Origin of the sequence: Intestinibacillus sp. Marseille-P6563, from assembly GCF_900604335.1 — a bacterium.
GTDB lineage: Bacteria > Bacillota > Clostridia > Oscillospirales > Butyricicoccaceae > Butyricicoccus_B.
Genome location: NZ_UWOD01000001.1, coordinates 1,131,939 through 1,155,225, shown reverse-complemented (window position 1 = coordinate 1,155,225; position 23,287 = coordinate 1,131,939). Strand labels below are relative to the sequence as shown.

Sequence of the window (23,287 nt, the reverse complement as noted above, 5' to 3'; positions counted from 1 at the left end):
TGCATATCTAATTTCTCATTTTCTTCCCCGCTGCGGGTTTGGATTTTTCAGCAAGTCCGACTTCTGTGCAATCCTTTTCAGCCATTTCTTTTCCTCCTCCGACAGCTTCCCATAGTTCAGTTTGAGCCGCTTGCAGATAAAGGCCATCGCAGCCTGTTCCGGGTCGCTGTTTGGGCTGGCGGCTTCTTCGGCGGTCTGCAAGAAATCTTCCAGAGGATTGTCCTCCGGGACACTGAAAAAATCGTCCTTGTGGGCTTTCCGCAGGTCAAGGGCTATCTTGTTTATATCCTGCTGTATCACATGGCGGCAAAAGCTGTCATCGTCAATGTGGGCGGCGATCAGCTGCCTTAACTGCGGGTCGGTCAGACCGGGATTGTGCTGCTTCATAATAGTTGCGCTCACAGCGTCCACAATGGCGTTTGCCCCCTGTACCTGCTTTGCCGCTATGCCGTTTACATAGATTTCAAGGTCAGCCATGAGCCGGGGAAAATCCGGGTGCGTCGCCAGTTCACACAGGAGGGCATTATCCACCAGCCTGCTTTTCAAAAATTCAATCATATCATCACTCAAACGCAGGTCTGCAAGATCGGCGTTTGGGTGATTTTTTGTTTCAGAACGGCACAGCAGATAATCAACGGACACTTCGTAAAACTTTGCCAGCTGGATAAGGGCATAGTGGCTGATGTCCTTGAACTTGTCCCCCTCATAGCTGCCTAACGCAGACTTGGAGAGATGGGTTTCTTCCGCAAGCTGCTCCAGCGTCAGGCCACGCTCCACACGCAGGTCTTTCAGGCGTTCTTGTATGGATAGTTCCATGTTCTCCCTCCTTGTCTGCTCGACAAACTGGAATTGCCTAAAGCAGTAAAGCAGTACCCCTTACAATTTTTTCTTTTACTGCTGATACAGTATCTTTGACTGAGTGCGTAGTTGTATCAATAACATTTGATTCATAGATTCCTAAATTGGAAAATTGTTCCCACATCGTTTCAACTAATTCAATATTTGTTTCTCTGTCTAACTTTGAGCGTTTGATAGCTCTCTTCATAGTTTCTTCTTTACTTGCTCTTAAAACGATATAGTGTACTTCATAATGCTCTTGAACAATGTTGAGCCACGGCTCTAAAAACCACGGTCCTACAATACCATCTACAATTACATCATATCCACCACGAGCATATCGCTTCGCGGCTTCTAAAAATGCTTCAATGACAATCAAATTTTGCTCATTTGATTCTGGCAAATATGGTGGTATTGCCCCTTTACTCAAATAATGATAAAAGTCATCTGTGTGCATATGCACAGATTTTTCCAAATCCGATTCTTTTGCAACAGTAGATGCCGTTGTAGTTTTCCCCGTCCCCGGCGAACCTGTGATTACAATAATTCTACCTTGATCCATCTATGTGTTACCTCCACAACTTCAAATTTACTGTTCAGTTTCTTCCATTCTACCACAATTCCGAGAGCGTGGAAATGGGGGGATTTTCAGGCAGATTTCCCACCTTTCGGATATACGGGACGGGCGGTCATTTCGGTGTAGACTTAGGTTAGTTCATCGATGGACAGCACCTTGAAAACCGAATGACCGTCCGAAAAGGAATACCCCCGGCTGGGGAAGCACCGCAAGGAGCCGACTTCTGGACACTTTGTCCAGAGGTCACTTTGGGACAAGTTGTCCCGAAGTTATGGTGAGCGTGCCAACGCCGGAACACGCCGCAGGAATGGGGCAGGAAGCCTTTTCGGGGAGAACGGCAGCGGAAAGCAAAACGGAGGGAACGCATGAAAAATAATCCCTACAAAGACTTGCCGCCGCTGGAATGCAGGCCGGACGGTTCCCTTTACCGCATGACCCCGGCGCAGCGGAAACGGGCAAGCGCCCTGATACGCCGGGAGTGCTGTTGCTGTGAGGACGGCAACTGCATTGCCCTTGACGATGGGGACACCTGCACCTGCCCGCAGACGATTTCTTTCTCGGTCTGCTGTAAGTGGTTCCGCTGGGCGGTCTTGCCGCTGGACGGGACGCTGGAAGCGGAAATTTTCCGGGATAAGGACTTGAAACGCTGTGCGGTCTGCGGCGGTGTGTTCGTCCCCAAATCCAACCGGGCAAAATACTGCCCCGGCTGTGCCGCCAGAGTTCACAGGCGGCAGAAAACAGAAAGTGAACGGAAAAGGAGGTCTGCTGTGGACAGTTAGGAGCGAAAAAAGCCTTGATTTATCAGGCTTTGCAAGCCCCAAACCGGGGCAGGTGGTATAAAGTATCGCCCGCCCCGGAAAACGGGCTTCTAACCGTCCACAAAACGAACTATGACAAATACCATCTATATCCACCAGCCGGAAAAGGCGTTCAGCTTCACCCGGCTCCCGAATTTTCTCTTTGAAGCCCCCACATTCAAGCCCCTGTCCAACGAGGCAAAGGTTCTGTACGCCTTTATCCTGCGCCGGACAGAGTTATCCCGCAAGAATGGGTGGGCGGATGACTGCGGACGGATTTTCCTGTATTACCCTATCTGTGAAGTGGTCACACTGCTCCATTGTGGGCGGCAGAAAGCGGTGAATACCCTGCGGGAACTGCAATACGCCGGACTGGTGGAGATCCAGAAGCAGGGCTGTGGAAAACCCAACCGCATTTTCCCAAAATCCTATGAAGCGGTTCCAAACACCGACTTTAAGAAATCCCGTTCTGGTACACCGGAGGACTGAAAACCGTACCCATGAAGTACGGAAATCACTCCTGAGACGTACGAAAACCGGACGGTATATAGAAATACAAAGATAAAAAGACTGATTTATATTCTATCCATTCCAATCCTATCCGAGCTATTTTCTGCGGGATTTTCCCTGTGGAAAACCCCGGATAGGAAAGGAATGGGGAAAGGAGCAGAATGGCACAACACGCAATTTTACGGTTTGAGAAGCACAAGGGCAACCCGGCAAGGCCGCTGGAAGCCCATCACGAAAGACAGAAAGAACAGTATGCCAGCAATCCCGACATTGACACAAGCCGGAGCAAATACAACTTCCATATCGTCAAGCCGGAGGGACGCTATTACCACTTCATTCAGAGCCGGATTGAGCAGGCCGGGTGCCGAACCCGCAAGGACAGCACACGGTTTGTCGATACGCTGGTAACTGCCAGCCCGGAGTTTTTCAAGGGGAAATCCCCAAAGGAGATACAGGCGTTTTTCCAGAGGGCGGCGGACTTCCTCATTGGCCGGGTAGGACGGGAAAATATCGTGTCGGCGGTGGTACACATGGACGAGAAAACGCCCCACCTGCATTTGACCTTTGTTCCGCTGACAAAGGACAACCGCCTGTGTGCAAAGGAGATTATCGGCAACCGGGCAAACCTGACGAAGTGGCAGGACGATTTTCACGCCTATATGGTGGAGAAATATCCTGACTTGGAGCGTGGGGAGAGCGCCAGCAGGACAGGCCGGAAGCATATCCCCACCCGGCTTTTCAAACAGGCGGTTTCCCTCTCCCGGCAGGCAAGAGCCATTGAAGCCACACTGGACGGCATTAACCCGCTGAACGCCGGAAAGAAAAAAGAGGAAGCCCTCTCCATGCTGAAAAAGTGGTTCCCGCAGATGGAGAATTTCTCCGGGCAGTTGAAAAAGTACAAGGTCACAATCAATGACCTGCTGGCGGAGAATGAGAAGTTGGAAGCAAGGGCAAAGGCCAGCGAAAAAGGAAAGATGAAAGATACGATGGAACGGGCAAAGCTGAAAAGCGAACTGGACAATTTACAGCGGCTGGTTGACCGTATCCCGCCGGAAGTGCTGGCGGAGCTGAAACGGCAGCAGCGAACAAGAGGGAGGTAAACGCTATGAACAGAAATTCAAGCTGCATGATGAAAAATAATCATACGGAGGACACTGGATGGTAAAAAGCGAAAGCGACATTATTGATACAATACACACCGGGCAGGTCATTACTGACGAGAACGGCACACAGTATTTTGTATGTGGGAAAAACCGTATCAAAATCTCCGAACATTTTGCCGCTGGCGGTCGTCCGATTGGCGATCTGATTGTGGATGTCGTCCGGCACACGGCGGCAAGGGCAGCTTCTTCGTGACCCATCGTTGATACACGCCCACGCTTATGATATAATTGCCATAGAGCAAAAGTATTGTAAGCGTGGGTTGTTTCTTTAGAAGGAGGATTTTTACGGTGAAACAACCTTACAATACTACCATTTACAACACGGCTCTTTATATGCGGTTAAGCCGTGACGATGAAAGCTATGGTGACAGCGTAAGCATTGAAACGCAGCGGACAATCCTGCAACAGTACGCAAGGGAGCAGGGGCTTCATGTGGTCGGGGAATATGTGGACGATGGGTGGAGTGGGACAAACTTCGAGCGTCCGAGTTTCCAGCGCATGATGGACGATGTGGAAGCCGGAAAAGTAAACTGCATTGTCACCAAAGACCTGTCCCGTTTCGGGCGGGAGCATGTGATGATGGACTACTATCTGGAATTTCTGTTCCCGGAAAAACGGGTGCGGTACATCGCCGTTGCGGAGAATGAGGACACAGAAAAGGGACTGTCCGATTTTGTGCCATTCAAAAACCTGTTCAACGAATGGTTCGCAAAGGACACCAGCCGCAAGGTAAAAACTGCTTTCAAGGCAAAGTTTGCCGCCGGACAGCGTATCAGCGCCTATGCTCCCCTCGGGTACAAGAAGCACCCGGAAATCAAGAACAAGCTGATAATCGACGAGGAAACCCGCTGGATCGTGGAGAAGATTTTTGACCTTGCTATTCACGGCAAAGGGGCGGCCAGCATTACAAGGATATTGATTGCGGAAAAAGTACCGACGCCGGGATTTATCAACTTCCAGCGTGACGGGACTTTCGCCAATATCTATGCTGGCGCACCAGAGGAAAAAGGCTACGCATGGACGATAGCGCAGGTCAAAAGCATTATGAAAGATGAAACCTACATCGGCCATACCATCCACTACCGGGAGACCAATATTTCCTTTAAGAACAAGCGGAGGATACGCAAGCCCCAAAGCGAATGGGTGCGGGTGGAGAACACGCAGGAGCCGATTATCAGCGAACAGGTTTTCCGGCAGGTACAGGAGCAGATCGCAAGCCGCCGGAGGGAGCGCAAGAATGGCACGACACAGATTTTTGCGGGGCTGATAAAGTGTGCGGACTGCGGCTGGTCGCTGGCCTACGAGGAGAACAGACAGAACAGCAAGCCCTATGGCTACTACCATTGTAGCAAGAACGGGCAAGGCACACGCCAATGCTCCATGCACTACATCCGCTATGATGTGCTTTACGCCTATGTCCTCTCCCGTCTGCAATACTGGTCGGCGCTGGTACAGCACGATGAAGAACAGCTTTTGAAACGGCTGCTGAACGCCAATGACAAAGGACAGGCCGCCGCAAGAAAAAAACAGGCTGCTGAACTGAAAAAAGCGGAGAAGCGGAAAGCCGAGGTCGATACCCTGTTTGCCCGGATGTATGAGGACTGGGCGGCGGGGCGTATCACAGAATACAACTTCAATATGCTGTCCGGGAAGTACCAAAGCGAACAGGCGGAACTGGAAGAAAAGATTGAACAGCTTCAATCTGCTATTGCCGCTGAAAGCCAGAGTGCCGCAGACGCAGAAAAATGGATTGCCTTGATGAAAGAGTGCGTCAATCCCACGGAACTCACCGCTGAACTCTTGAACACGCTGATTGAAAAAATCCTTGTCCATGAGGCGGTCAAGAACGAGGACGGAAGCCGGGAACAGGAGGTAGAAATCTTCTACCGCTTCATCGGCAAAATTGATTGAATGACACCAATATCTTTAAGTATGTGATACCGGTGCAAGCTTTCCCGAGATGGACAAATTACTGGAATTGTGCGACCTGTTTTCCTGCAATCTGGATGGTCTGCTGCGCGGCGATCTGGCGGCTGCCGGCGCCGGGGATGCGGCCGGGTATGACGCGCACATGAACTGGTTTTCCAAGATTATTCCGGTCGGCATTGCGATCATCATCGGCGGACGGGCACTGTTCAAAATTTTACAGGGCGTGGGCATTGACAAGTCCCTGGGCAAAGCGGCATTTTTTCTGGCGCTCATCCCTGGGGTACTGCTGCTGATTGTGGGCGGCATGCAGCACAGCCAATTCCTTAAAAAGCATCCGCACATCGAGCCGTTCTATTCCGAAGCGCAGGAAGAAGCCGGACAGCGGCGGTTCGTGGTATGGATTGCAACCGGGGTCGGGGTGATTTTATGCGGCATGCTGGTAAACATTATGACAGATGTGCTGCCGCTGCCGCCCGGCGGCAATGAGGCGCTGTATGACGGCGTTTTTCTGGCCTCAGTTGCGTTGGGCGTGGCGGCGCTGGTTCACGGCGGCCTCCAGAAAAGAAAATATAACATTCCTAGCTATAATGAAGCGCGGCAGGAGACCACGTTGTCGGGAAAAAAGGAAAATCCGCTCATCGGCAAGCTGTGCGGTATCATTATGTTGGTAGCGACGCTGCTGTTTATGGGTTCTCTGTTTCTGTTTGAGTGGGAAAACGCCTGGGTCGTCTTTCCATTGGGAGGCATTTTGTGCGCAATCGTTTCAATCGCGCTGGAAAAAGAAGAATAAATGGCATCCCGTCTGCTATCAGGCGGGATGTTTTGTATCATTCTTGTAAAAAATAGGACTGACCAAGAAAAAATAGCAAAATTTCCCCGCAAGAAACCCGAACTATGGTATAATAACCAAAAGACCCAAAAGCGGTTTGAAAAACATAAAGGAGGTTTTTTCTACTATGGCAAATATTTTCATCAGCCCGAGCAAATATGTCCAGGGCCCGGGTGAGATGGCGAAATTGGGCGAATATGCGCTGGTTTATGGCAAGAAAGCGCTGGTTGTTATCAGCGAAAATGGATATAAGCGCAGCGGTAAGACCATTGAAGACAGCTTTGCCCAGGCAGGCGGCGCTTGCACGTTTGAGTATTTCCATGGCGAATGCAGCATGACCGAGATCAACCGTCTGCTCGATGTCGTGAAGGCTGCTGGCGCGGATATGGTCATCGGCGTAGGCGGCGGTAAGATCTTTGACACCGCCAAGGCAGTTGCACATTATGCAAGTGTACCGGTTGTCATCTGCCCGACCATCGCATCCACCGATGCGCCGTGTTCGGCGCTGTCGGTCATCTATACCGACGATGGCGTGTTCGAAAAATATCTGTTCCTGCCCGCCAATCCCAATCTGGTGCTTATGGATACCGACATCATTGCCGCAAGCCCCATGCGCCTGACGGTTGCCGGCATGGGCGATGCGCTGGCGACGTACTTTGAAGCGCGTGCCTGTGCAGCATCGGGTGCAACCACCTGTGCAGGCGGCACGGTGGGACAGGCAGCTCTGGCGCTGGCCAAGCTGTGCTTTGATACGCTGATGGCTGAAGGCCTGAAGGCCAAGAGCGCACTGAGCGCCCATGCCTGCACACCGGCGGTGGAAAAGGTCATCGAAGCCAATACGCTGCTGTCGGGCATCGGATTTGAGTCGGGCGGTCTGGCAGGTGCGCATGCGATCCACAACGGTCTGACTGTTCTGGAAGAGTGCCATCATATGTATCATGGCGAAAAGGTCGCATTTGGTACGCTGACCCAGCTGATGCTCGAAGACATTCCCAAGGAAGAACTGGACGAGATCGCAGTTTGGTGCATTGAACTGGGTCTGCCGGTCACGCTGCGGGAGCTGGGCGTGAAGGAGATCACGCCTGAAAAGATCATGGCAGTCGCCGAAGCAGCTTGTGCACCGGGCGACACCATGGGCAATATGCCGATGCCGGTCGACGCGAAAAAGGTCTACCACGCCATTTTGGCGGCCGATGCCTATGGCCGCAGCCTGCTGGGAGCATAAAAAAACATTGCACCGAATGGGGAAGAGAAACACCATAGAGACTCATAATTTTTTTGAGTGCTTAATCAGGCAGTTCGATATTGATAAAATCCCTCTTTGGTTTCTTAATTACCAAAGAGGGATTTGACAGATCGAAGTTTGGGGGAACTTCGATAATATTATACAAGATTGACACAAGTTGTCAATCGGATGGAGGAAAAAATATGAAAAAGAGCAAATGTCTACTTGTGTCCTGGATTTTGGGTGTTTTATATTCCCTCTATATTATAGTGTACTTTTTTGGGAATACTGTATCTCAGACAGATGCCGCCTCAGCAATTGGTGCAGGGATTGCAACTGCTATTGTTATGCCGCATATGTTGTGCACAGTGCTTGCAACCATCTTTAATATTTTAGGATGGGCCATGAATAAGCGTGGATTTGCACTTACAGGTGCAATTTTGTATGCAGTGGCAATGGTAATGTTCCCATTTTATTTCTTCTTTGTTGTTGTACAAATGATTCTTTCGTTCGTCGGCTTTGCAAAGCTAAAAACCATTAACGCTGAGAAGTAAAAATTCTGTTTGGCCTGTCGATCGTCAACTACTGCATCATGCAGAGCACGATCAACGACCGCGCATAAAAACAAGAAGGGAGGCAAGCAACGCTTGCCTCCCTTTTGCAGTCCGGGGGATTTAGCCCTCGTAATCGTCTTCGTTTTCCCAGTTGTGCCAAACCGCCTGGACATCGTCGTTATCTTCCAGGTTGTCGAGCAGCTTGCGCATCTGCGCCATATCTTCTTCTTTTTCCAGCGTGATATAGTTCTGCGGAACCATTTCGACTTCGGCCTGCACAAATTCCAGACCAGCCTTTTCCAGCGCTTCACGAACCGTGCCGAAATCCGCCGGAGCCGTATAGATTTCAAAGGTCTCCTCGTCGGCTTGGAAATCCTCTGCGCCGGCATCCAGTGCCAGCATCATGGTTTCATCCTCGTCCAGTTCGCCCTTTTCCAGGATGAGGACACCCTTTTGGTCGAACTGCCAGCCGACACAACCGGTTGCACCCATGCCAGCACCATATTTGTCCAGCAGATGGCGGACATCCGAAGCCGTACGGTTGCGGTTATCGGTCAGAGTCTCGACGATGACGGCAACACCGCCTACCCCATAGCCTTCATAGGTGATGGCTTCGTATTCCACGGTTCCGTTTGCGCCCGAGTATTTGTCCAGCGTACGCTTGATGTTATCGTTGGGCATGTTGTTGGCCTTCGCCTTGGCAATTACATCGCGCAGACGGGAGTTGTTATCCGGATTGGCCGAACCGCCTTCTTTGATCGCGATTGCCATTTCACGGCCGATCTTGGTGAAAATCTTGGCTTTTTTTGCATCGTTTGCGCCTTTGCGCTTGGCAATATTATGCCATTTGGAATGTCCACTCATATCCATTCGCTCCTTATATCTAGGAAAGATTATAGTCTGTTATTTATTGTATCAAAGAACCGCTCAAAACGCAAGAGGGTGTTGAAATCGCCCGGAACGGTCACTGTAGGAGTACAATACATCTTGGACAGTTAAATAAAAAGGGATGAAGGATAGGGCCTCATCGGTTAAAGTTGAAGTTGCGGACAACAACTTGACGAGAGGAGGCCATATCCTTCATGAGCAAGAGTATAACACAGGACATGGCATATCGGCAATCCCTGATGAAATACGCAGAGAAATACGGTGTCAGCCGTGCCAGCCGGAAATACAACAAGAGTCGGTCGTACATCTACTTCTGGAAGGCCCGCTGGGATGGGAGCGTGACATCCCTGGCCTGCCAGTCCCGGCGGCCCCATGGCCATCCCAATCAGCACACAGAGGCGGAGCTGAAGCTGATCCGGGACATGCGCCGCCGCAACCCCAACCTGGGCATGGTGGAGTTGTGGCATCGGCTGCGGAAGCGCGGCTACACCCGCCGCCCGGAGAGCCTGTTCCGCCTTCTGCGTAAATTGGGGCTGTTTCCTGCCCCCGAGAAGAAGAAAGCATACAAACCCAAGCCTTACGAGCAGATGACCTATCCCGGTCAGCGGGTCCAGGTGGACGTGAAGGTGGTGCCCCGCAGATGTATTGCGGACCCGGAACTCCGGCTGTTCCAGTACACTGCCATTGATGAGTTCACTCGCCTGCGCTTCCTGGATGCCTACCCGGAACAGAGCACCTACTCCTCCGCCGACTTTTTGAAAAGGTTGTTTCAGTGGTACGCCCGCCGGGGCATCCGGGTGGAGTGCGTCCAGACCGACAATGGCTTTGAGTTCACCAACCGTTTTTCCAGCAGCAGACGGGATCTGCCGACTCTGTTTGAGGCCGCTGCCGCCCAACTTGGTGTACGGCATAAGCTCATCCGTCCCTACACGCCACGCCACAACGGTAAAGTGGAACGCAGCCACCGGGAGGACCAGAAACGCTTTTACTCCTCCCACAGCTTTTATTCCCTGGATGATTTCGTAAAGCAGCTTGCTGTCCATAACCGCCGCTCCAACAACTTCCCTATGAGGCCTCTTGGCTGGCTTTCTCCCTCAGAATTCACTGTCCAATATGTTTGACAAACCTACAGTGTTGAAATCGCCCGGAACGGTCACAAACCCGGAGACAAGGGCACCAAATCCAGAATTGACAGATATCTATTTTGCTGGTATACTTAATTGTACGCCGCCATGGCGGAACTGGTAGACGCAAGGGACTTAAAATCCCTCGGTAGCAATACCGTGCCGGTTCGATTCCGGCTGGCGGCACCAACAAAAGCCCCGTATTTTTGATGATACGGGGCAATTTTTGCAACTTTTTTAAATTTACATTTTTAAACATCTGCGAAATGGTGTTTATTTGGTGTTTATTTCTCAAATTGGCTATCGCGGACTAGGCCTTTTTGCGTGGGCGCGAAAGGACGCCCTGCAGGGCTTCTGCCGCAGCCGCCTCTGCCGATTTGATTGCGTGAGCATAGATATTTCCGGTTGTTGCTATCGTAGCGTGTCCGAGGTGCGCGGATACCGTCTTTACATTAACGCCGGCCGCTATGAGAAGCGTTGCATTTGTATGACGCAGGCTGTGCGCCGTTATATCCGGCAGGCCTGCGCGCTTTATGAACGATGAAAACCATTTAGAAAATACATCAGGATGTATCGGGCTACCGTCCCATGAGGTAAATAATCTGTCGTGATCGTGCCAACGGTCGCCGAGCTGTAATCGCTGCATAGCTTGGCGCCTTTTTCTCGTTTTTAGTATCTCAATCGCATCATCTGTAAGCTTGATAACGCGGCGCGAACTCATCGTCTTTGTGTCATCCGTGAATACACCTGTTCCGGGCACATACAGGGACGACCTGCGAACGGACAGCAATCCGGTATCGAAATCGACATCTTTCCATTCCAGGCCGCACAATTCGCCGCGGCGCAGGCCGGTAAGCAGAAGGATGATAACCATAGCCCTGTACTGCTCTGGCGCGTCGTCAAGCGCGTCAAGGAGCTTAATTGCCTGTTCTTCATCCAAATACTTGGCTTCTCTCCGCTCGATTTTTGGCGGCTCCACGCGCTCGCATGGATTTGAGAAAATCACCTGCCATTTGACGGCGGTAGACAGGATGGACGAGATCAATCTATGATAATGCTGCACGGAGTTGCCGCTTAGCTTCCCGGATTCGCGCACAAATATATCGTCGATTCCGCACCCTAACGCGTCAGCGATCCTTTCCGCATTCGCCGCGTGCAGGCCTGCTCCGTGTGCTGCACGTGATATCTTGCTCGCGTCTACGCCGCTTACATCCGCAAGCTGCGACTGCGTAAATCCTTTTTGCCGAATGATTGTTTTCCAGTCGTCGCGGAATTTGTAGATGCAGTTTTCCCGCATCCCATCCTCGGATAGATTGCCGTAAAACGCCATCAGGTGGTTTGGCCGCAGGCGATCAAGACGGATGTGCCCGATCGCCGGGAGGATGCGCTTCATGAGCCGCCGATATCCGGCGACCGTCGTTGGACGAAGCTGCTTTTCTGCATATTCTTTAAACCACTTTTCGGCAAAGTCGGCAAATTTAATATTTCCCTCGAGCACTTGCCCGGTATGGCATTTTTCTTCAAACAGCACTTTCTGGCGTTCCAGCTCTTTGTCAATTTGCCGGGCGGTCATTCCAGGCCTTGGCGTCCATGTCATAGAGCGCCGGATCTGCTTGCCGTACATATCATATCCGCAGGACACGACTATCTTATACCCGTTTCCGTGCTTTTGAATTGTGGCCATAGCGAACCCTCCTTTCTACCTTAAAAGCAAAGGCAGGCCGTGTGTGACCTGCCCAGATATAATCCCAAAATCGGCGGGATTTTTATTCCAGCTCGATTGTTTGGGTTTTTCCTTCTTCATATCCTTCAATCACAACATCATCGCCGCCGGAAAGTATGAATCTAAATGATTCTGTTATATCCCCAACCGAAATTCCATCCTCAACCAAAGATACGCTGATTCGATATCCATTCGCGTCGAAAAGCTTACATGTACCTTCCTCTACAGTATCTACCATTTCGTTTATATACCTAATGCTCGGGTCTAACATTCCTGCGGATTCACAAATTGCGCCAATATATTCTTGAGCAAAAAGCGGTAATGCGGTTTGTACCATCATACCTTGGTCATCGATGACTATTTTTCCAATGATATTATCATTCTCGCTGTCGGTTGTTTTCATATAAAGGTCAGCTAAATAGTGTGTTTTACCATTGTAATCAAATTCAGTAAATTCCGTTACCGTTGATTCCGTTGCGTCTACAGCTTGAATAGCTTCCATGATTGCATGTTCTGATGGAATATCAATACCTGATTTGTGTTCCTGATTTGCATCACTTACTGCAGCATTCTTTGAACTGTCTGTTTTTTCATCTTCCTGGTTGCCGCATGCCGATAACATAAGCAACACGACAAATGCAATGAACAAACTCCTCTTTTTCATTGTTACTCCTTTGTAGATACGCTCGACAAACTCATTCAACCATGTCAGGTTTTTATGCTTGCATACACACATTTCGTGTGGTATAATACACACATAAAAATCGAACACATGTTCGTATATTGTGAGTAGTTCCAACAAAAATGTTTGTTTTTGTAAATTTCACCCATATCTTTTTTATCGAACCGGCGCATAATCATAACACGTCCCAGCGGAGAAAGCGAGATCGAAATGAAAACTGAAAAACTGATTGACGCCATTATGAATATCCTGAAACACGCAGACGAAAAAACGCTGAATTACATATACAATTTCGTTTTACATGCAACAAGATAATGATGAGCGCCGACCGACCGTTATTGGTCGGTCTTTTTTTTTGCGCATTCTTCCATCAGGTTGTCTGCAATCTGCTCAAGCAACTTCCACTGATCTGCGTTTAGGCGTGATAGTGCGGCGATAAAGCGGGCGCGGAAATCAGGCTCACCACTGAGCACATCCCCAAAAAAAGCGGCTATTTCGTCGCTCCGACTGAGCTTCCGGAACATTTCACCCTTCCCAGTGCGCAGCCATTCTTCATTTACATCGAACTCACGGCAAATGTCAAGAATGGTGCGATCGCTTGGCGTTCCGGTCTTTATCAGTTTTGATACATATTGTTGCGAAACATTAATCTTTTCTCCAAAAGCAGTTTTAGATAATCCGCTTTTTTCTACAATTATGCCAATTCTATCATTTATCGATTCCATGTTCTTCACCTCACTTTGCCTAGTTATATTAAAGCACATGAAAGAAAATAAGTCAAGAAAAAACACAACTGAGTTGTGAAAAAACATTGACTTTACAACTTAGTAGTGATATAATACAACCAAGATGTGAAAGCGAGGTGATACCATGAGCAAAGAGGAAAAGCAGCTTGCCAAGAAGCTGGCAGAAACCGTCAAGGCGCTTCCGCCTGAGAAGCGTGAATTCTTGATCGGATTTGCCGAGGGTGTTGCGGCTGCGACATCCAAGCCAGAACCCGAAGAACCGGAAAAGCCCGCGTCCTGAGCGGCGCGGGAAAGCATAAGAGGAGGAACCCATGGAAAATGCAAAGCTGCCTCGCATCCGCAGCGCGCGAGAAGCGGCGGCAGAACTCAAGCGAATCGATCCAGGAACGCGAATCAAGGAACGCCATATCAGGGCGCTCATGTGCGCCGGATGCATTCCGGTCATATCGGTCGGCCGGCGCAAATTCACGAACCTGGACATGCTGATTGAATACCTGATCGATCATCCGAGCATCGACATTGCAGATGTCATGCAAACGGGCGTCCGTAAAATACCGGAAAGGATGTGGTGATGTGAAAAAACAAATGATTTTGGCCGGCCGGTATGCGCTGCTGATGCTGATTGCGCTGGCGGTATGCGTGGGCGCTGTGGTATCGGCAATCATGCCGCAGGATGTGGCGGTTGCTGGCGGCGTGATCGGCGCAGGCTGGTGGGCCGTGAGATATATTGCATGGAGGTGTTACCGGTGACGAAACTGGAAATCAAGCAGGCTTTGGAGCTGCATGAAAAATGGCTGAATGGCGAAAATGATGGAGAACGCGCAAACCTGATCGGCGCAAACCTGAGAGGCGCAAACCTGAGCGGCGCAAACCTGATCGGCGCAAACCTGAGCGACGCAAAACTGATCGGCGCAAACCTGAGCGGCGCAAACCTGATCGGCGCAAACCTGAGCGGCGCAAACCTGATCGGCGCAAACCTGAGCGGCGCAAAACTGATCGGCGCAAACCTGAGCGACGCAAAACTGAGCGGCGCAAACCTGAGCGGCGCAAACCTGAGAGGCGCAAACCTGAGCGGCGCAAACCTGATCGACGCAAACCTGAGCGGCGCAAAACTGATCGACGCAAACCTGAGCGGCGCAAACCTGAGCGGCGCAAAACTGAGCGGCGCAAACCTGAGCGGCGCAAACCTGAGCGGCGCAAAACTGAGCGGATGCACTGGGCTTATCAATCCGATCGATTTTATCCGAAAAAATTTCGAGCACACGGATGATGGGATCATTGTATATAAAACATTCGACAGCACTTATTCTCACCCTGACAGATGGGATATATCCGAAAATTCCGTGATTACAGAAACGGTGAATTTTGACCGTTGCACTACGTGTGGATGCGGGATCAATGTTGCACCGCTCGAGTGGGTAAGAAATCATAATGGCAAATTCAGAAATATATGGAAATGCCTGATTGAGTGGGAATGGATGGCTGGTATCTGTGTACCGTACAACACGGACGGGAAAATCCGGTGCTCCATGGTGCGTTTGCTTGGGGTGGTCGAATGAGAGTATCCAAAAAGCAGACGCGCCGCGAAAACATGCGGCGATCGGTTGAAATCGCCATGCGGGAGTATGACGGCATCATCGAGCACCGGCGGCAGAAGTATCTGAAATGGCTGAAGGAGAAGCACCATGAAAAGCAAAGCGGCAGCAGAAGCGCTTGAAATGTACCGAGAGGGCGCAACGCTTCGTGAGGTCGGCGAGATGTTCGGCGTTTCATCCGAAACCATCCGACGGCTTGTTTTCTCCGACCGAAACCGCGTACCGTACCCGAATCTGATGGAGTGGATGCGCCGTTATCGGTATTCCATCGCTGCCATGGCATACGACCTGGGCGAAGACGAGCAGGCAATGCGGACGTGGCTCGAGGATGACACGATGCCCAAACGCGTGGTAGATAAGGTGCTGCGGCTGACCGGCGTGACGTATGAAATGGCATTTAAGAGATGAAAAAGCCGCCCCAGAACGGCAATTCCAATTGGGCGGCAAACAAAAATAACCACTTACATAATACCCGTTTGGAGGCGGGAAGTCAATGAGAACAATCAAACTGATGCAATTATCCATCCAAGATTTTAAGAGCATTTCCCAGCGTGACATCGACTTTTCCGGACAGGATGCTGTCATTACCGGGCGCAATGGCCAGGGCAAAACATCCATCTATGACGCCTTGTGCTGGCTGCTCACCGGCAAGGATGCCCGCGGGAACCAGCCGGAAAGCGAAGGTTTCGAGATCAAGCCGCGCGACCGCACCGGGCGCGTGCGTGACGGCGTAATGCCCACGGTGATTGGCGTTTTCCAAGTAGACGGCGAAACGATCACCTTTAAAAAGACGTTCAAGGAACGCTGGGAAAAGCCGCGCGGCGCAGCGGAGGCACGTTTTTCCGGCCACACGACCGAATATGAAGTCGATCATATCCCGCGCAAGGAAAGCGAGTACAAGCGAATCGTGGGCGAACTGGTCGGTGATGATGTTTTCCGAATTTTGACCGACGTTTACCGGTTCCCGGCGGCCATGAAGTGGCAGGAGCGGCGAAAACTGTTGTTCGAACTGTGCGGCGTGCAGAGCGATGCCGAGATTTTGGCCGGCAATGCAAAATTCAAACCTTTGCAAGAGGCCGCTGGCCGCTGGTCGGTCGATGAATACAAGCAAAGCATCCGCAGCCAGCGAAAGGCTGTAAACGGCAGCCTGGAACTGCTGCCTAGATAAATAGTTTGATTGTTGAAAGGTTTATCAAGGTGAACTGATATGGATGAATATATCACTCCTAAATATGAAACCATCGGAAATGAGGAAAAGCGTAAGCTATTAGAACTCATGAATTCAAGTTTGATTCACGCCTTTTCGCCCGATGATTATTACGCTGTTATGGGAGTGTTCAGCAGGATTGTAAACAGATTGGAGGAATAAGCATGTATGGGTCTTTCATCGATGACTGGAAAACACCAGATGAATACATCAGCAAAAAAGCGGCAGTAAATGCCATTTCAGCCGTAATTCCAAGCATGAGCACGCCGGACGGTTCGGGAGAAAATGACCATCTGATTTTAGCTGCACAGGAAATGTGCGTTGATGCAATCAAGGCCGTGCGTGATGTTCCAGCAGCGGACGTTGAGCCAGTGGTGCATGCAAAATGGAAATCTGTATATGGTACACATCGTCCAAGGGTTGCATGTACGAACTGCAAGTACGACGTAAAATCGCAACTCAAATATTATAAGCGTTGCCCGAACTGCGGCGCAAAAATGGATGGAGGTACACCGTGAGCGAAAATATAGCAAAAGCAATTACAAGCGTGGCGTTATGCGCATGTGCGGCTTATACAGCAGCATGCGAGTACGGAGAGATTATGTGCATTTTTGCATTAGCTTTGGTTTGTGCAATTTGGATTGATTAAGGAGGAAAACCATGAAATTCAGAAACCCGAAAACCGGAGAAGTTTACGAAAATTCTGTGAAAAATGATGATTTCTGTGGCAAATACAGTGAAGAAAGTTGTTTTGATTGCCCTATATGGAACGAAGCCGTACGTTTGATGGGCTACGAAGTCATTGATGACGATCAAGACAAGCCCACTCGTGCATCCATCCTTGAAGAAGCCAAGCGCTGTGTGTGCGGCCAGCGCGAACAGGACTATGGAAAAGCGGAGGACAATTTCAGTCTGATCGCCAGCCTGTGGGAACCATACATCCGTACACGGTGCGTGAGTGATGGTGCGGACGTAAGCATCAGGCCGGAGGACGTTGCTATGCTCATGGCGTTGCTCAAAATCGCGCGGATTTGCAGCGGGACCGGAACGCAGGATAGCTTTGTCGATTGCTGTGGTTATATGGCGTGTGGAGGTGAAATCGTTGGAAGAAATATGGAAACCAGCAAAGGGATTTGAAGGATATCTAGAAGTATCTACGAAAGGAAACGTCCGAAGCGTAGATAGAGTTATCACCGTTAAAGACGGATCACGCATATATAATAAGCCTGTAAAAGGAAAAGAAAAAGCAAAAAACAAAAATGTGCAAACTGGATATTTCTAGATTGGAGTAGGACATAAAGGGAAAATTACAGTCCATAGATTAGTTGCAGAAACATTTATACCTAATCCGAATAACCTTCCTCAAGTAAATCATAAAAATTTTGACAGAACTGACAACAGGGTTGAAAATTTGGAATGGTGTACGAATGGAGAAAACACAATCCATAGTATGTATTCAAAGCCTGATACACGATTACGTCCGTGCATATCACTTACAGATGGGAAATTTTATAAAAGCCAGGCAGATGCAGCAAAGGCAATAGGAGACCATCAATCAAATATATCTCGCTCGTGTAGGTCTAATGGAATCAAAAAAGTAAAAGGACACTGTTTCGTTTATGCCGCATGCGGTGGAGAGATTGCAGGAGGTGCAGAATGAACGCAGTAGAAAATCAGGTACGCGAACTGGTCGCGGTCGAATTGGAATCGGCAAACCGTCAGTTTCCGCAGTTTCACAGTACGCACGAAGGTTGGGCGGTGATACGAGAAGAAGTAGTAGAAATGAAACGAGCAGCAAAGGCGACAAATTCATTCTCGAAAGCATTGTTTTACGCGATAATGGCAAATGATACGATGCACAGCCAGAAAAACACGGCATCAATTATACTGGAAGAAGCTATTCATACCGCATGTGAAGCAATCCAAGTCGCGGCAATGGCACAAAAATATCTGGACATGCCTGATAAGGAGGAAAGCCCATGAAAATGACGCTATGCGCGGCATGCGCGAAGAAGCTGGACGGGAAGAACCCGGAGAACAGCAAAAAGGACAAATGCCAGTGCTGTGGCAAGGTGCGCTGGTGTACGAGGTGGGACGTTGAGGTATAGTGATGAAATCAGACGATACATACAATGGCGGTACGGCGATGGACGGATTTGCAGAGCGCCTGCAAAAGCTGAGAATAGAGAGGAAGCCTGTCAGGGCACGCCATATCGTGTCACATCTATGCGGATTACCGGACGATGCGATCAGGAGATACGAGCGCGGAGAGTCCAGACCGACGATGGAAGCGCTTACCAAGATTGCAGACTATTATGAGGTCTCGCTGGACTATCTGGTTGGCCGAATTCCGTATCGATAAAAAAATAAAAATTTTTTTGAAATTCCCCTTAAAAGGGGAAAACGCAAATCCAGACAAGCTATAATTGAATTGTAGGCATACACCTGAAATCCTCTTTATCCTCCTTCCCTTCTATACCCTCCCTGCAATCGTGGGGAGGGATATGCCGCCACAAGGTTGCATGAGACCAAGGCGGCACCAGTCCGAAAGGGCACCCGCCAAAAGTCACAGGTAAAGGGCAGCAGTATTTTGTAAGCCTGTTTCTATCATAAACATGCCGGGCAATCCGGCAATTCGGTTCCATAGTTCACTAGGCGAGAACAGGCGGCTCATAACCGCCCGGGCACGGTTCGAATCCGTGGGGAACCACCAGAGGTGATTTTGTGTTTTGCTATAACGATACCAAGTGGAAGCGTATTGCAGAACGTGTAAAGCGTCGAGACGGGTATAAGTGTCAGATATCTGCGAGGTACGGGAAAAGTGTTCCGGCAGAAGTTGTACATCATATATACCCTGTTGAGGATTATCCTCAATATGCGTATTGCTCGTGGAATTTGATATCATTGTGTAGAGCAAAGCACAATGAGTTGCATGATCGCAACACAAATGCATTGACAGAAAAAGGAGTTGCGTTGATGAGGAGGACAAAAAAGCCAAATGATAAATAAAATAAATAATCGGTTTTGGTTTTGTTGTCCGAAATGCGGGCAGAAAATTCATCCTGTGGCTCCTGGGGCACGTGGTGTATATGTCACATGCAAAGGAAAAGCATGTACGTGGTCTGGTGAAATAAGATGGGACGTAAAACCAAAAATACCGCTCAAGCCGGGCGGTGGATATTATTGAGCCGTTGAGCCGTTGAGTATTAAAAAATACTTGGCGGCTTTTTGTTTTAAAACGTGTCCCCCCCTCTTCGTGATGATCGAATCATTCAAAAAGGTAATGGCGTGGGTAACTTTTTCCAACTCTGACGATAATTTTGGAAAGAAGGTGCAGATTTGACCGCAAAACAATGGAAAACTCAAATAAATAAAGCGTTGTCTGCACTGGGACAGACGGAGAAAGCATACAATCATGTGATTGCAACGCTGGCAGATAACGTCGTTAATTGGTAAACTTACCGATTTATCCGATTCAACACAGGAATATAGGCGTATAATTGCGTCACTTGAAAATTCTAGCCAAAGCGCAGGATATACCGCAGAACAGACCGCTGCAAGCTATCAGCAATTATATGGCGTTTTGGCGGATGAGCAAACTACTGCAACGACTGTTGCAAATTTGCAGGCGCTTGGATTATCGCAAGAACAGCTTGCAAATATCACCGACGCCACCATAGGGGCATGGGCACGTTATGGGGATAGCATCCCTATCGACGGATTGGCCGAAAGCATCAATGAGACTTTGCGCAGCGGGCAGGTCACAGGCACTTTCGCCGACGTATTGAATTGGGGCGCGGACGCCGGTGAGAAATTCGGTGTAGCACTGAAAGAAAATATTGAAGTCAATGAAGAGTGGAATAAATCGGTGGAAGAAGCCGAAACAGCTGAAGATTATTTCAACTTAGCATTACAGGAAGCAAAAACGCCGGCAGAACGCCTGAACAAAGTTATGGAAGCGCTTTCAAAGCAAGGGCTTGCAGAATCGGGTAAAGCTTGGCGAGAGAATAACGCTGATTTAGTCGAATCCAACCAAAAAACAGCAGAAATTACGTCGCAAATGGCAAAACTTGCAGAGCAAGTAACGCCGGCAGCGAACGCGCTGAAAGATCTTGCGGCGAACGGCCTTGGCATGCTTTCAAGCGCAATCGAGTTTGCGAAAAATAACATGACAGGACTGATAACGGTGTTATCTGGCGCTGGTGCTGTTGTAGGCGGCGTGAAAATTGCGTCACTCGCGACGGATCTTGCTGGCGTAGTAAATGCTGCAAAAGCGGGAAGTGCAGCCCTTGCAGCGTATCAGACTGCTACAAATGGCGCAGCAATCGCACAAGGCGCTCTTTCTGCGGCGATGGCATTAACTCCTGCAGGAGCATTGGCGCTTGGAATTACTGGTGTTGTCACAGCCTTGGCAGTCTATGCAAACCAAGCAGAGCTTTCAAAGACCGAAACCGATGAACTCATCGAACAGACTGATGAACTAAATGCCAAATATCAGGAGCAGCAAGCAGAACTTGAAGCCGTCGCAGAGCGCAGAGATGCACAGCTTGAAGGCTCTATGGCTGAGATCAACCATGTTCAAAGCATGGTCAATGAACTTGGTCTTTTGGTTGATGCAAATGGCCGTGTAAAGACTGGCGAGGAAGAGCGTGCGGCAGTGCTGGCAAGCCTAATCAATGATGTCTATCCAAACTCTGTTAAGCTTACGCAAGACCAGAAGGACACATATATCGAAACGGCAGATGCGCTCGATTCATTGATTCAAAAAGAGCAGTTAAAAGCGTGGCTTGAAGCGAACGGAGAAAGCTATCAAACCGCGATTGCGAATCAGCAGAGTTATATCCAAGGCATCACGGATACAAGCGCAAAGATCGAAGAGCTTTCCCAACATCTTATTGACCTGCAAACACAGCAGGAAAATGCCAGAAATGAAGGGAACATTGAGCAATTCGATTTGCTTGGAATGCAGATTGATGAAACCAAGGCCGCAATTGATGAAGCAAAAATCGCGCTCCAAGGGTATGAAGATGCTTATATTGATGCATCTAATACAATTGCCATGAATGATTCTGCAAATGCAGCCTTAATTTCTGGAAACAAAGATAAAATCAATGAGGCACTTAAAAAGTTACAATTAGGATTGCAGGAATATACCGGAAACAATCTTGCTGAGCTTCAAAAGCAAGCTGCTGATGCAGAAGCAAATTATCAGACGCAGATTGAAATGTCAAAGAAATATCCTAAAACGGTTACTGAAAATCAGCTCAATGAAGCTAAATCACGCGCCGAGCAAGCTAAGGTCATAGCCGAACAAGCTGGCAAGGAAGAAATGCAAGCAAATGCAGCAGGTATTGCGAGTGAAATCATGACAGTGACCAATGCTGTGCAATCTGTCACAAATACGGCTCTTACCAATCTGGATAAGAGCCAACAAGCGGAAACTTCGGGTGGCAATTTCACACGAGGATTTGCAAAAGGTATGATAGGCGACGCGCTGAATTCTGTTGTCACAGCAGCGCAAACGGTTGCACAAAAGGCTTTGAGTTCAGTCAACAAGGCGCAGGACAGTCACTCTCCGGCACGAAAAGCGATGAAGCCAGGCAAGTGGTTTACTCAAGGATACATGATAGGTATCTTAGGCGCAGCCCCAGCACTCAATACGAACGTGCGTGGTATGGTCATGGACCTGATTTCTACGACAACAGACACGGCAGAAACGCATATTGAAAAATCAAACCAGATTATTCAAAGTGCAATAACGTCCGAACTTGACCGGCTCAATAAAAAAGTCTCTGATATGGAAGAAAAAGCCGCAGATGAACAGGCGGCTAAAGAACTTGCTCAGTATCAGGAAAATATCAAGAAAAAGTATGATGAACTGGAAAAGGCTGAAACATCTAAGAAGCAAGATATCCTTGACCAGATTGCCGAACTGGAAGATAGCTGGAACGAAAAACAGCTACAAAAGCAGCAGGAAGCCGAGAAAGACAAGCTTGAGGCACAAATTGATACGCTGGAACAATTCCAGAAGGAATATGAAAGTGCTATGGAAGCAATCCAAAAGTCGCAAGAATCCATGGCGGAGAAGCTTGCAAACTTTGGAGATCTTTTTGAAACTGTAAAAACAGAAACGAGTGAGTATTTGCAGCTTGGTGACTTGCAAGATGAAATTGATGCGATCAACGCTTACGGTGATGCGCTTGAATCACTCAAGGCGCGTGGTGTATCTGATACCCTCATGGACGAGATTATCGGTATGAGCGTGGAGGATGCAACTGCGTACACGGAAAAGCTCCTTTCGATGACGGATGACCAGTATGCGGAGTATATGGCGCTGTGGGAAGAAAAACAGGCTAAGGCGCAAGAAATTGCGAAGAAGTTTTATTCTGACGAAATGGAAGCGCTGCAAGATGAGTTTGTTGACAAAATCCCAGAAGAACTGTCAGGTGTCAAGGACGAGATGCGCTCCATTGGCGTTGACGGAATTCAAGGCATGGTAAACGGCATGTATTCGCAATCCGGTTTTTTGTATTCTGCCGCGGCGTCTATTGTATCACAGGCAATAGCTGCGATGCGAGCGGCAGCTGACATCAACAGTCCGTCAAAAATGACGGAAAAGCTTGTTGGCGCACCGATGGGACAAGGAGTTGCGGTTGGTTTCTTGGATGCTATGAAAAAATCGCGTGCGACTATCGATAACGCGATAATGGCGCCTTTTTCCGGCATAACATCGGACGATTTGTATAATGCGGCAGCGGCTACTGTAAATAGCATAGGCGTGCAGGCTTCCGGTGCAACTGGTGCGCAGACTATCATTATACCGGTCAATCTCAATGCTAAACAGATTGCAGAGGTTGTTTACGACCCTCTCAAGCAGGTGGGCCGTCAAAGGGGGCAATGA

At 49.2% G+C, this 23,287-nt stretch carries 31 protein-coding genes and 2 tRNA genes; 27 read left to right on the top strand and 6 right to left on the bottom strand.

Features of this window, described 5'->3' with window-relative positions:
• Positions 1 to 15: 15 nt before the first annotated feature.
• Positions 16 to 816, bottom strand: a complete 801-nt coding sequence (locus EFB11_RS06070; RefSeq protein WP_021391066.1) for a helix-turn-helix domain-containing protein — start codon at positions 814 to 816, stop codon at positions 16 to 18.
• 37 nt (positions 817 to 853) lie between these two features.
• The gene (locus EFB11_RS06065; RefSeq protein WP_021391068.1) at positions 854 to 1,399 is read right to left on the bottom strand and encodes an AAA family ATPase; all 546 of its coding nucleotides are present in this window, start codon (positions 1,397 to 1,399) and stop codon (positions 854 to 856) included.
• A 380-nt stretch (positions 1,400 to 1,779) separates the two neighbouring features.
• Between EFB11_RS06065 and EFB11_RS06055 the strand changes: the two genes are divergently transcribed.
• From EFB11_RS06055 to EFB11_RS06015, 8 genes are all read left to right on the top strand, one after another.
• Positions 1,780 to 2,193 carry a cysteine-rich VLP domain-containing protein gene (locus EFB11_RS06055; protein ID WP_032548360.1) on the top strand — a complete coding sequence of 138 codons (414 nt, stop codon included), beginning with the start codon at positions 1,780 to 1,782 and terminating at the stop codon, positions 2,191 to 2,193.
• A gap of 111 nt (positions 2,194 to 2,304) precedes the next feature.
• Positions 2,305 to 2,700 (top strand): replication initiator protein A, encoded by a 396-nt coding sequence (locus EFB11_RS06050; protein WP_008666017.1) that lies wholly within the window; start codon positions 2,305 to 2,307, stop codon positions 2,698 to 2,700.
• A gap of 182 nt (positions 2,701 to 2,882) precedes the next feature.
• Positions 2,883 to 3,821 carry a MobV family relaxase gene (mobV, locus tag EFB11_RS06040; RefSeq protein WP_032548363.1) on the top strand — a complete coding sequence of 313 codons (939 nt, stop codon included), beginning with the start codon at positions 2,883 to 2,885 and terminating at the stop codon, positions 3,819 to 3,821.
• A 58-nt stretch (positions 3,822 to 3,879) separates the two neighbouring features.
• Positions 3,880 to 4,077, top strand: a complete 198-nt coding sequence (locus tag EFB11_RS06035; protein WP_032548367.1) for a hypothetical protein — start codon at positions 3,880 to 3,882, stop codon at positions 4,075 to 4,077.
• 95 nt (positions 4,078 to 4,172) lie between these two features.
• The gene (locus tag EFB11_RS06030) at positions 4,173 to 5,795 is read left to right on the top strand and encodes a DUF4368 domain-containing protein (RefSeq protein WP_442906830.1); all 1,623 of its coding nucleotides are present in this window, start codon (positions 4,173 to 4,175) and stop codon (positions 5,793 to 5,795) included.
• 49 nt (positions 5,796 to 5,844) lie between these two features.
• Entirely contained in the window at positions 5,845 to 6,603 is a 759-nt protein-coding gene (locus EFB11_RS06025; RefSeq protein WP_122789380.1) for an XRE family transcriptional regulator, read from the top strand.
• Between the two features lie 166 nt (positions 6,604 to 6,769).
• A complete protein-coding gene (locus EFB11_RS06020) occupies positions 6,770 to 7,867 on the top strand; it encodes a glycerol dehydrogenase (protein ID WP_122789379.1) in 1,098 nt (365 codons plus the stop codon).
• A gap of 203 nt (positions 7,868 to 8,070) precedes the next feature.
• Positions 8,071 to 8,421 (top strand): hypothetical protein, encoded by a 351-nt coding sequence (locus EFB11_RS06015; protein ID WP_122789378.1) that lies wholly within the window; start codon positions 8,071 to 8,073, stop codon positions 8,419 to 8,421.
• A 120-nt stretch (positions 8,422 to 8,541) separates the two neighbouring features.
• Here the strand turns inward: EFB11_RS06015 and EFB11_RS06010 are convergent, their stop codons facing one another.
• Positions 8,542 to 9,285, bottom strand: a complete 744-nt coding sequence (locus tag EFB11_RS06010) for a YebC/PmpR family DNA-binding transcriptional regulator (protein ID WP_122789377.1) — start codon at positions 9,283 to 9,285, stop codon at positions 8,542 to 8,544.
• Between the two features lie 218 nt (positions 9,286 to 9,503).
• Here EFB11_RS06010 and EFB11_RS06005 point away from each other — a divergent pair, with 218 nt between their 5' ends.
• Both EFB11_RS06005 and EFB11_RS06000 read left to right on the top strand, forming a co-directional pair.
• The gene (locus EFB11_RS06005; protein ID WP_122789376.1) at positions 9,504 to 10,430 is read left to right on the top strand and encodes a DDE-type integrase/transposase/recombinase; all 927 of its coding nucleotides are present in this window, start codon (positions 9,504 to 9,506) and stop codon (positions 10,428 to 10,430) included.
• Between the two features lie 105 nt (positions 10,431 to 10,535).
• A tRNA-Leu gene (locus EFB11_RS06000) sits at positions 10,536 to 10,622 on the top strand.
• Positions 10,623 to 10,743: 121 nt separating this feature from the next.
• On the opposite strand, the gene EFB11_RS05995 is transcribed toward EFB11_RS06000, so the two are convergent.
• The 3 genes from EFB11_RS05995 to EFB11_RS05985 all read right to left on the bottom strand — a co-directional run bounded on the left by EFB11_RS05995 (position 10,744) and on the right by EFB11_RS05985 (position 13,563).
• Positions 10,744 to 12,117 carry a tyrosine-type recombinase/integrase gene (locus EFB11_RS05995; RefSeq protein ID WP_122789375.1) on the bottom strand — a complete coding sequence of 458 codons (1,374 nt, stop codon included), beginning with the start codon at positions 12,115 to 12,117 and terminating at the stop codon, positions 10,744 to 10,746.
• A gap of 82 nt (positions 12,118 to 12,199) precedes the next feature.
• A complete protein-coding gene (locus tag EFB11_RS05990) occupies positions 12,200 to 12,820 on the bottom strand; it encodes a hypothetical protein (protein ID WP_122789374.1) in 621 nt (206 codons plus the stop codon).
• Between the two features lie 353 nt (positions 12,821 to 13,173).
• The gene (locus tag EFB11_RS05985) at positions 13,174 to 13,563 is read right to left on the bottom strand and encodes a helix-turn-helix domain-containing protein (protein ID WP_164706627.1); all 390 of its coding nucleotides are present in this window, start codon (positions 13,561 to 13,563) and stop codon (positions 13,174 to 13,176) included.
• 145 nt (positions 13,564 to 13,708) lie between these two features.
• On the opposite strand from EFB11_RS05985, the gene EFB11_RS16785 reads away from it, so the two are divergent.
• From EFB11_RS16785 to EFB11_RS05920, 17 genes are all read left to right on the top strand, one after another.
• Positions 13,709 to 13,864: a hypothetical protein gene (locus tag EFB11_RS16785; protein WP_164706626.1), complete on the top strand. Its 156-nt coding sequence runs from the start codon at positions 13,709 to 13,711 to the stop codon at positions 13,862 to 13,864.
• A gap of 31 nt (positions 13,865 to 13,895) precedes the next feature.
• A complete protein-coding gene (locus tag EFB11_RS05980) occupies positions 13,896 to 14,156 on the top strand; it encodes a hypothetical protein (RefSeq protein ID WP_122789372.1) in 261 nt (86 codons plus the stop codon).
• 1 nt (position 14,157) lies between these two features.
• Positions 14,158 to 14,334, top strand: coding sequence for a hypothetical protein (locus EFB11_RS17005; protein WP_206424146.1), 177 nt, complete (start codon positions 14,158 to 14,160; stop codon positions 14,332 to 14,334).
• The gene (locus tag EFB11_RS05975) at positions 14,331 to 15,143 is read left to right on the top strand and encodes a pentapeptide repeat-containing protein (protein ID WP_206424145.1); all 813 of its coding nucleotides are present in this window, start codon (positions 14,331 to 14,333) and stop codon (positions 15,141 to 15,143) included. The genes EFB11_RS17005 and EFB11_RS05975 overlap by 4 nt, the downstream gene beginning before the upstream one ends.
• Positions 15,140 to 15,301, top strand: coding sequence for a hypothetical protein (locus EFB11_RS16780; protein ID WP_164706625.1), 162 nt, complete (start codon positions 15,140 to 15,142; stop codon positions 15,299 to 15,301). Before EFB11_RS05975 ends, EFB11_RS16780 begins: the two co-directional genes overlap by 4 nt.
• Positions 15,270 to 15,587: a helix-turn-helix domain-containing protein gene (locus tag EFB11_RS05970; protein ID WP_122789370.1), complete on the top strand. Its 318-nt coding sequence runs from the start codon at positions 15,270 to 15,272 to the stop codon at positions 15,585 to 15,587. The genes EFB11_RS16780 and EFB11_RS05970 overlap by 32 nt, the downstream gene beginning before the upstream one ends.
• An 85-nt stretch (positions 15,588 to 15,672) precedes the next feature.
• Positions 15,673 to 16,347: an ATP-binding protein gene (locus EFB11_RS05965; protein WP_122789369.1), complete on the top strand. Its 675-nt coding sequence runs from the start codon at positions 15,673 to 15,675 to the stop codon at positions 16,345 to 16,347.
• 39 nt (positions 16,348 to 16,386) lie between these two features.
• On the top strand, positions 16,387 to 16,548 hold the full coding sequence (locus EFB11_RS16775) for a hypothetical protein (protein WP_164706624.1): 162 nt from the start codon (positions 16,387 to 16,389) through the stop codon (positions 16,546 to 16,548).
• Between the two features lie 2 nt (positions 16,549 to 16,550).
• Positions 16,551 to 16,904, top strand: coding sequence for a hypothetical protein (locus EFB11_RS05960; protein WP_122789368.1), 354 nt, complete (start codon positions 16,551 to 16,553; stop codon positions 16,902 to 16,904).
• Positions 16,905 to 17,046: 142 nt separating this feature from the next.
• The gene (locus EFB11_RS05955; RefSeq protein WP_206424144.1) at positions 17,047 to 17,523 is read left to right on the top strand and encodes a DUF6378 domain-containing protein; all 477 of its coding nucleotides are present in this window, start codon (positions 17,047 to 17,049) and stop codon (positions 17,521 to 17,523) included.
• A complete protein-coding gene (locus EFB11_RS17530) occupies positions 17,459 to 17,668 on the top strand; it encodes an NUMOD4 domain-containing protein (RefSeq protein ID WP_442906849.1) in 210 nt (69 codons plus the stop codon). Before EFB11_RS05955 ends, EFB11_RS17530 begins: the two co-directional genes overlap by 65 nt.
• On the top strand, positions 17,669 to 18,046 hold the full coding sequence (locus EFB11_RS17525) for an HNH endonuclease (RefSeq protein ID WP_122789366.1): 378 nt from the start codon (positions 17,669 to 17,671) through the stop codon (positions 18,044 to 18,046). It begins immediately after the preceding gene.
• Positions 18,043 to 18,369, top strand: coding sequence for a hypothetical protein (locus EFB11_RS05940; protein ID WP_122789365.1), 327 nt, complete (start codon positions 18,043 to 18,045; stop codon positions 18,367 to 18,369). The genes EFB11_RS17525 and EFB11_RS05940 overlap by 4 nt, the downstream gene beginning before the upstream one ends.
• On the top strand, positions 18,366 to 18,494 hold the full coding sequence (locus tag EFB11_RS17345) for a hypothetical protein (protein WP_279220530.1): 129 nt from the start codon (positions 18,366 to 18,368) through the stop codon (positions 18,492 to 18,494). The genes EFB11_RS05940 and EFB11_RS17345 overlap by 4 nt, the downstream gene beginning before the upstream one ends.
• A gap of 2 nt (positions 18,495 to 18,496) precedes the next feature.
• A complete protein-coding gene (locus EFB11_RS05935) occupies positions 18,497 to 18,748 on the top strand; it encodes a helix-turn-helix domain-containing protein (RefSeq protein ID WP_122789364.1) in 252 nt (83 codons plus the stop codon).
• A 275-nt stretch (positions 18,749 to 19,023) separates the two neighbouring features.
• A tRNA-Ile gene (locus EFB11_RS05930) sits at positions 19,024 to 19,099 on the top strand.
• Between the two features lie 708 nt (positions 19,100 to 19,807).
• On the top strand, positions 19,808 to 23,287 hold the full coding sequence (locus tag EFB11_RS05920) for a hypothetical protein (protein WP_122789362.1): 3,480 nt from the start codon (positions 19,808 to 19,810) through the stop codon (positions 23,285 to 23,287).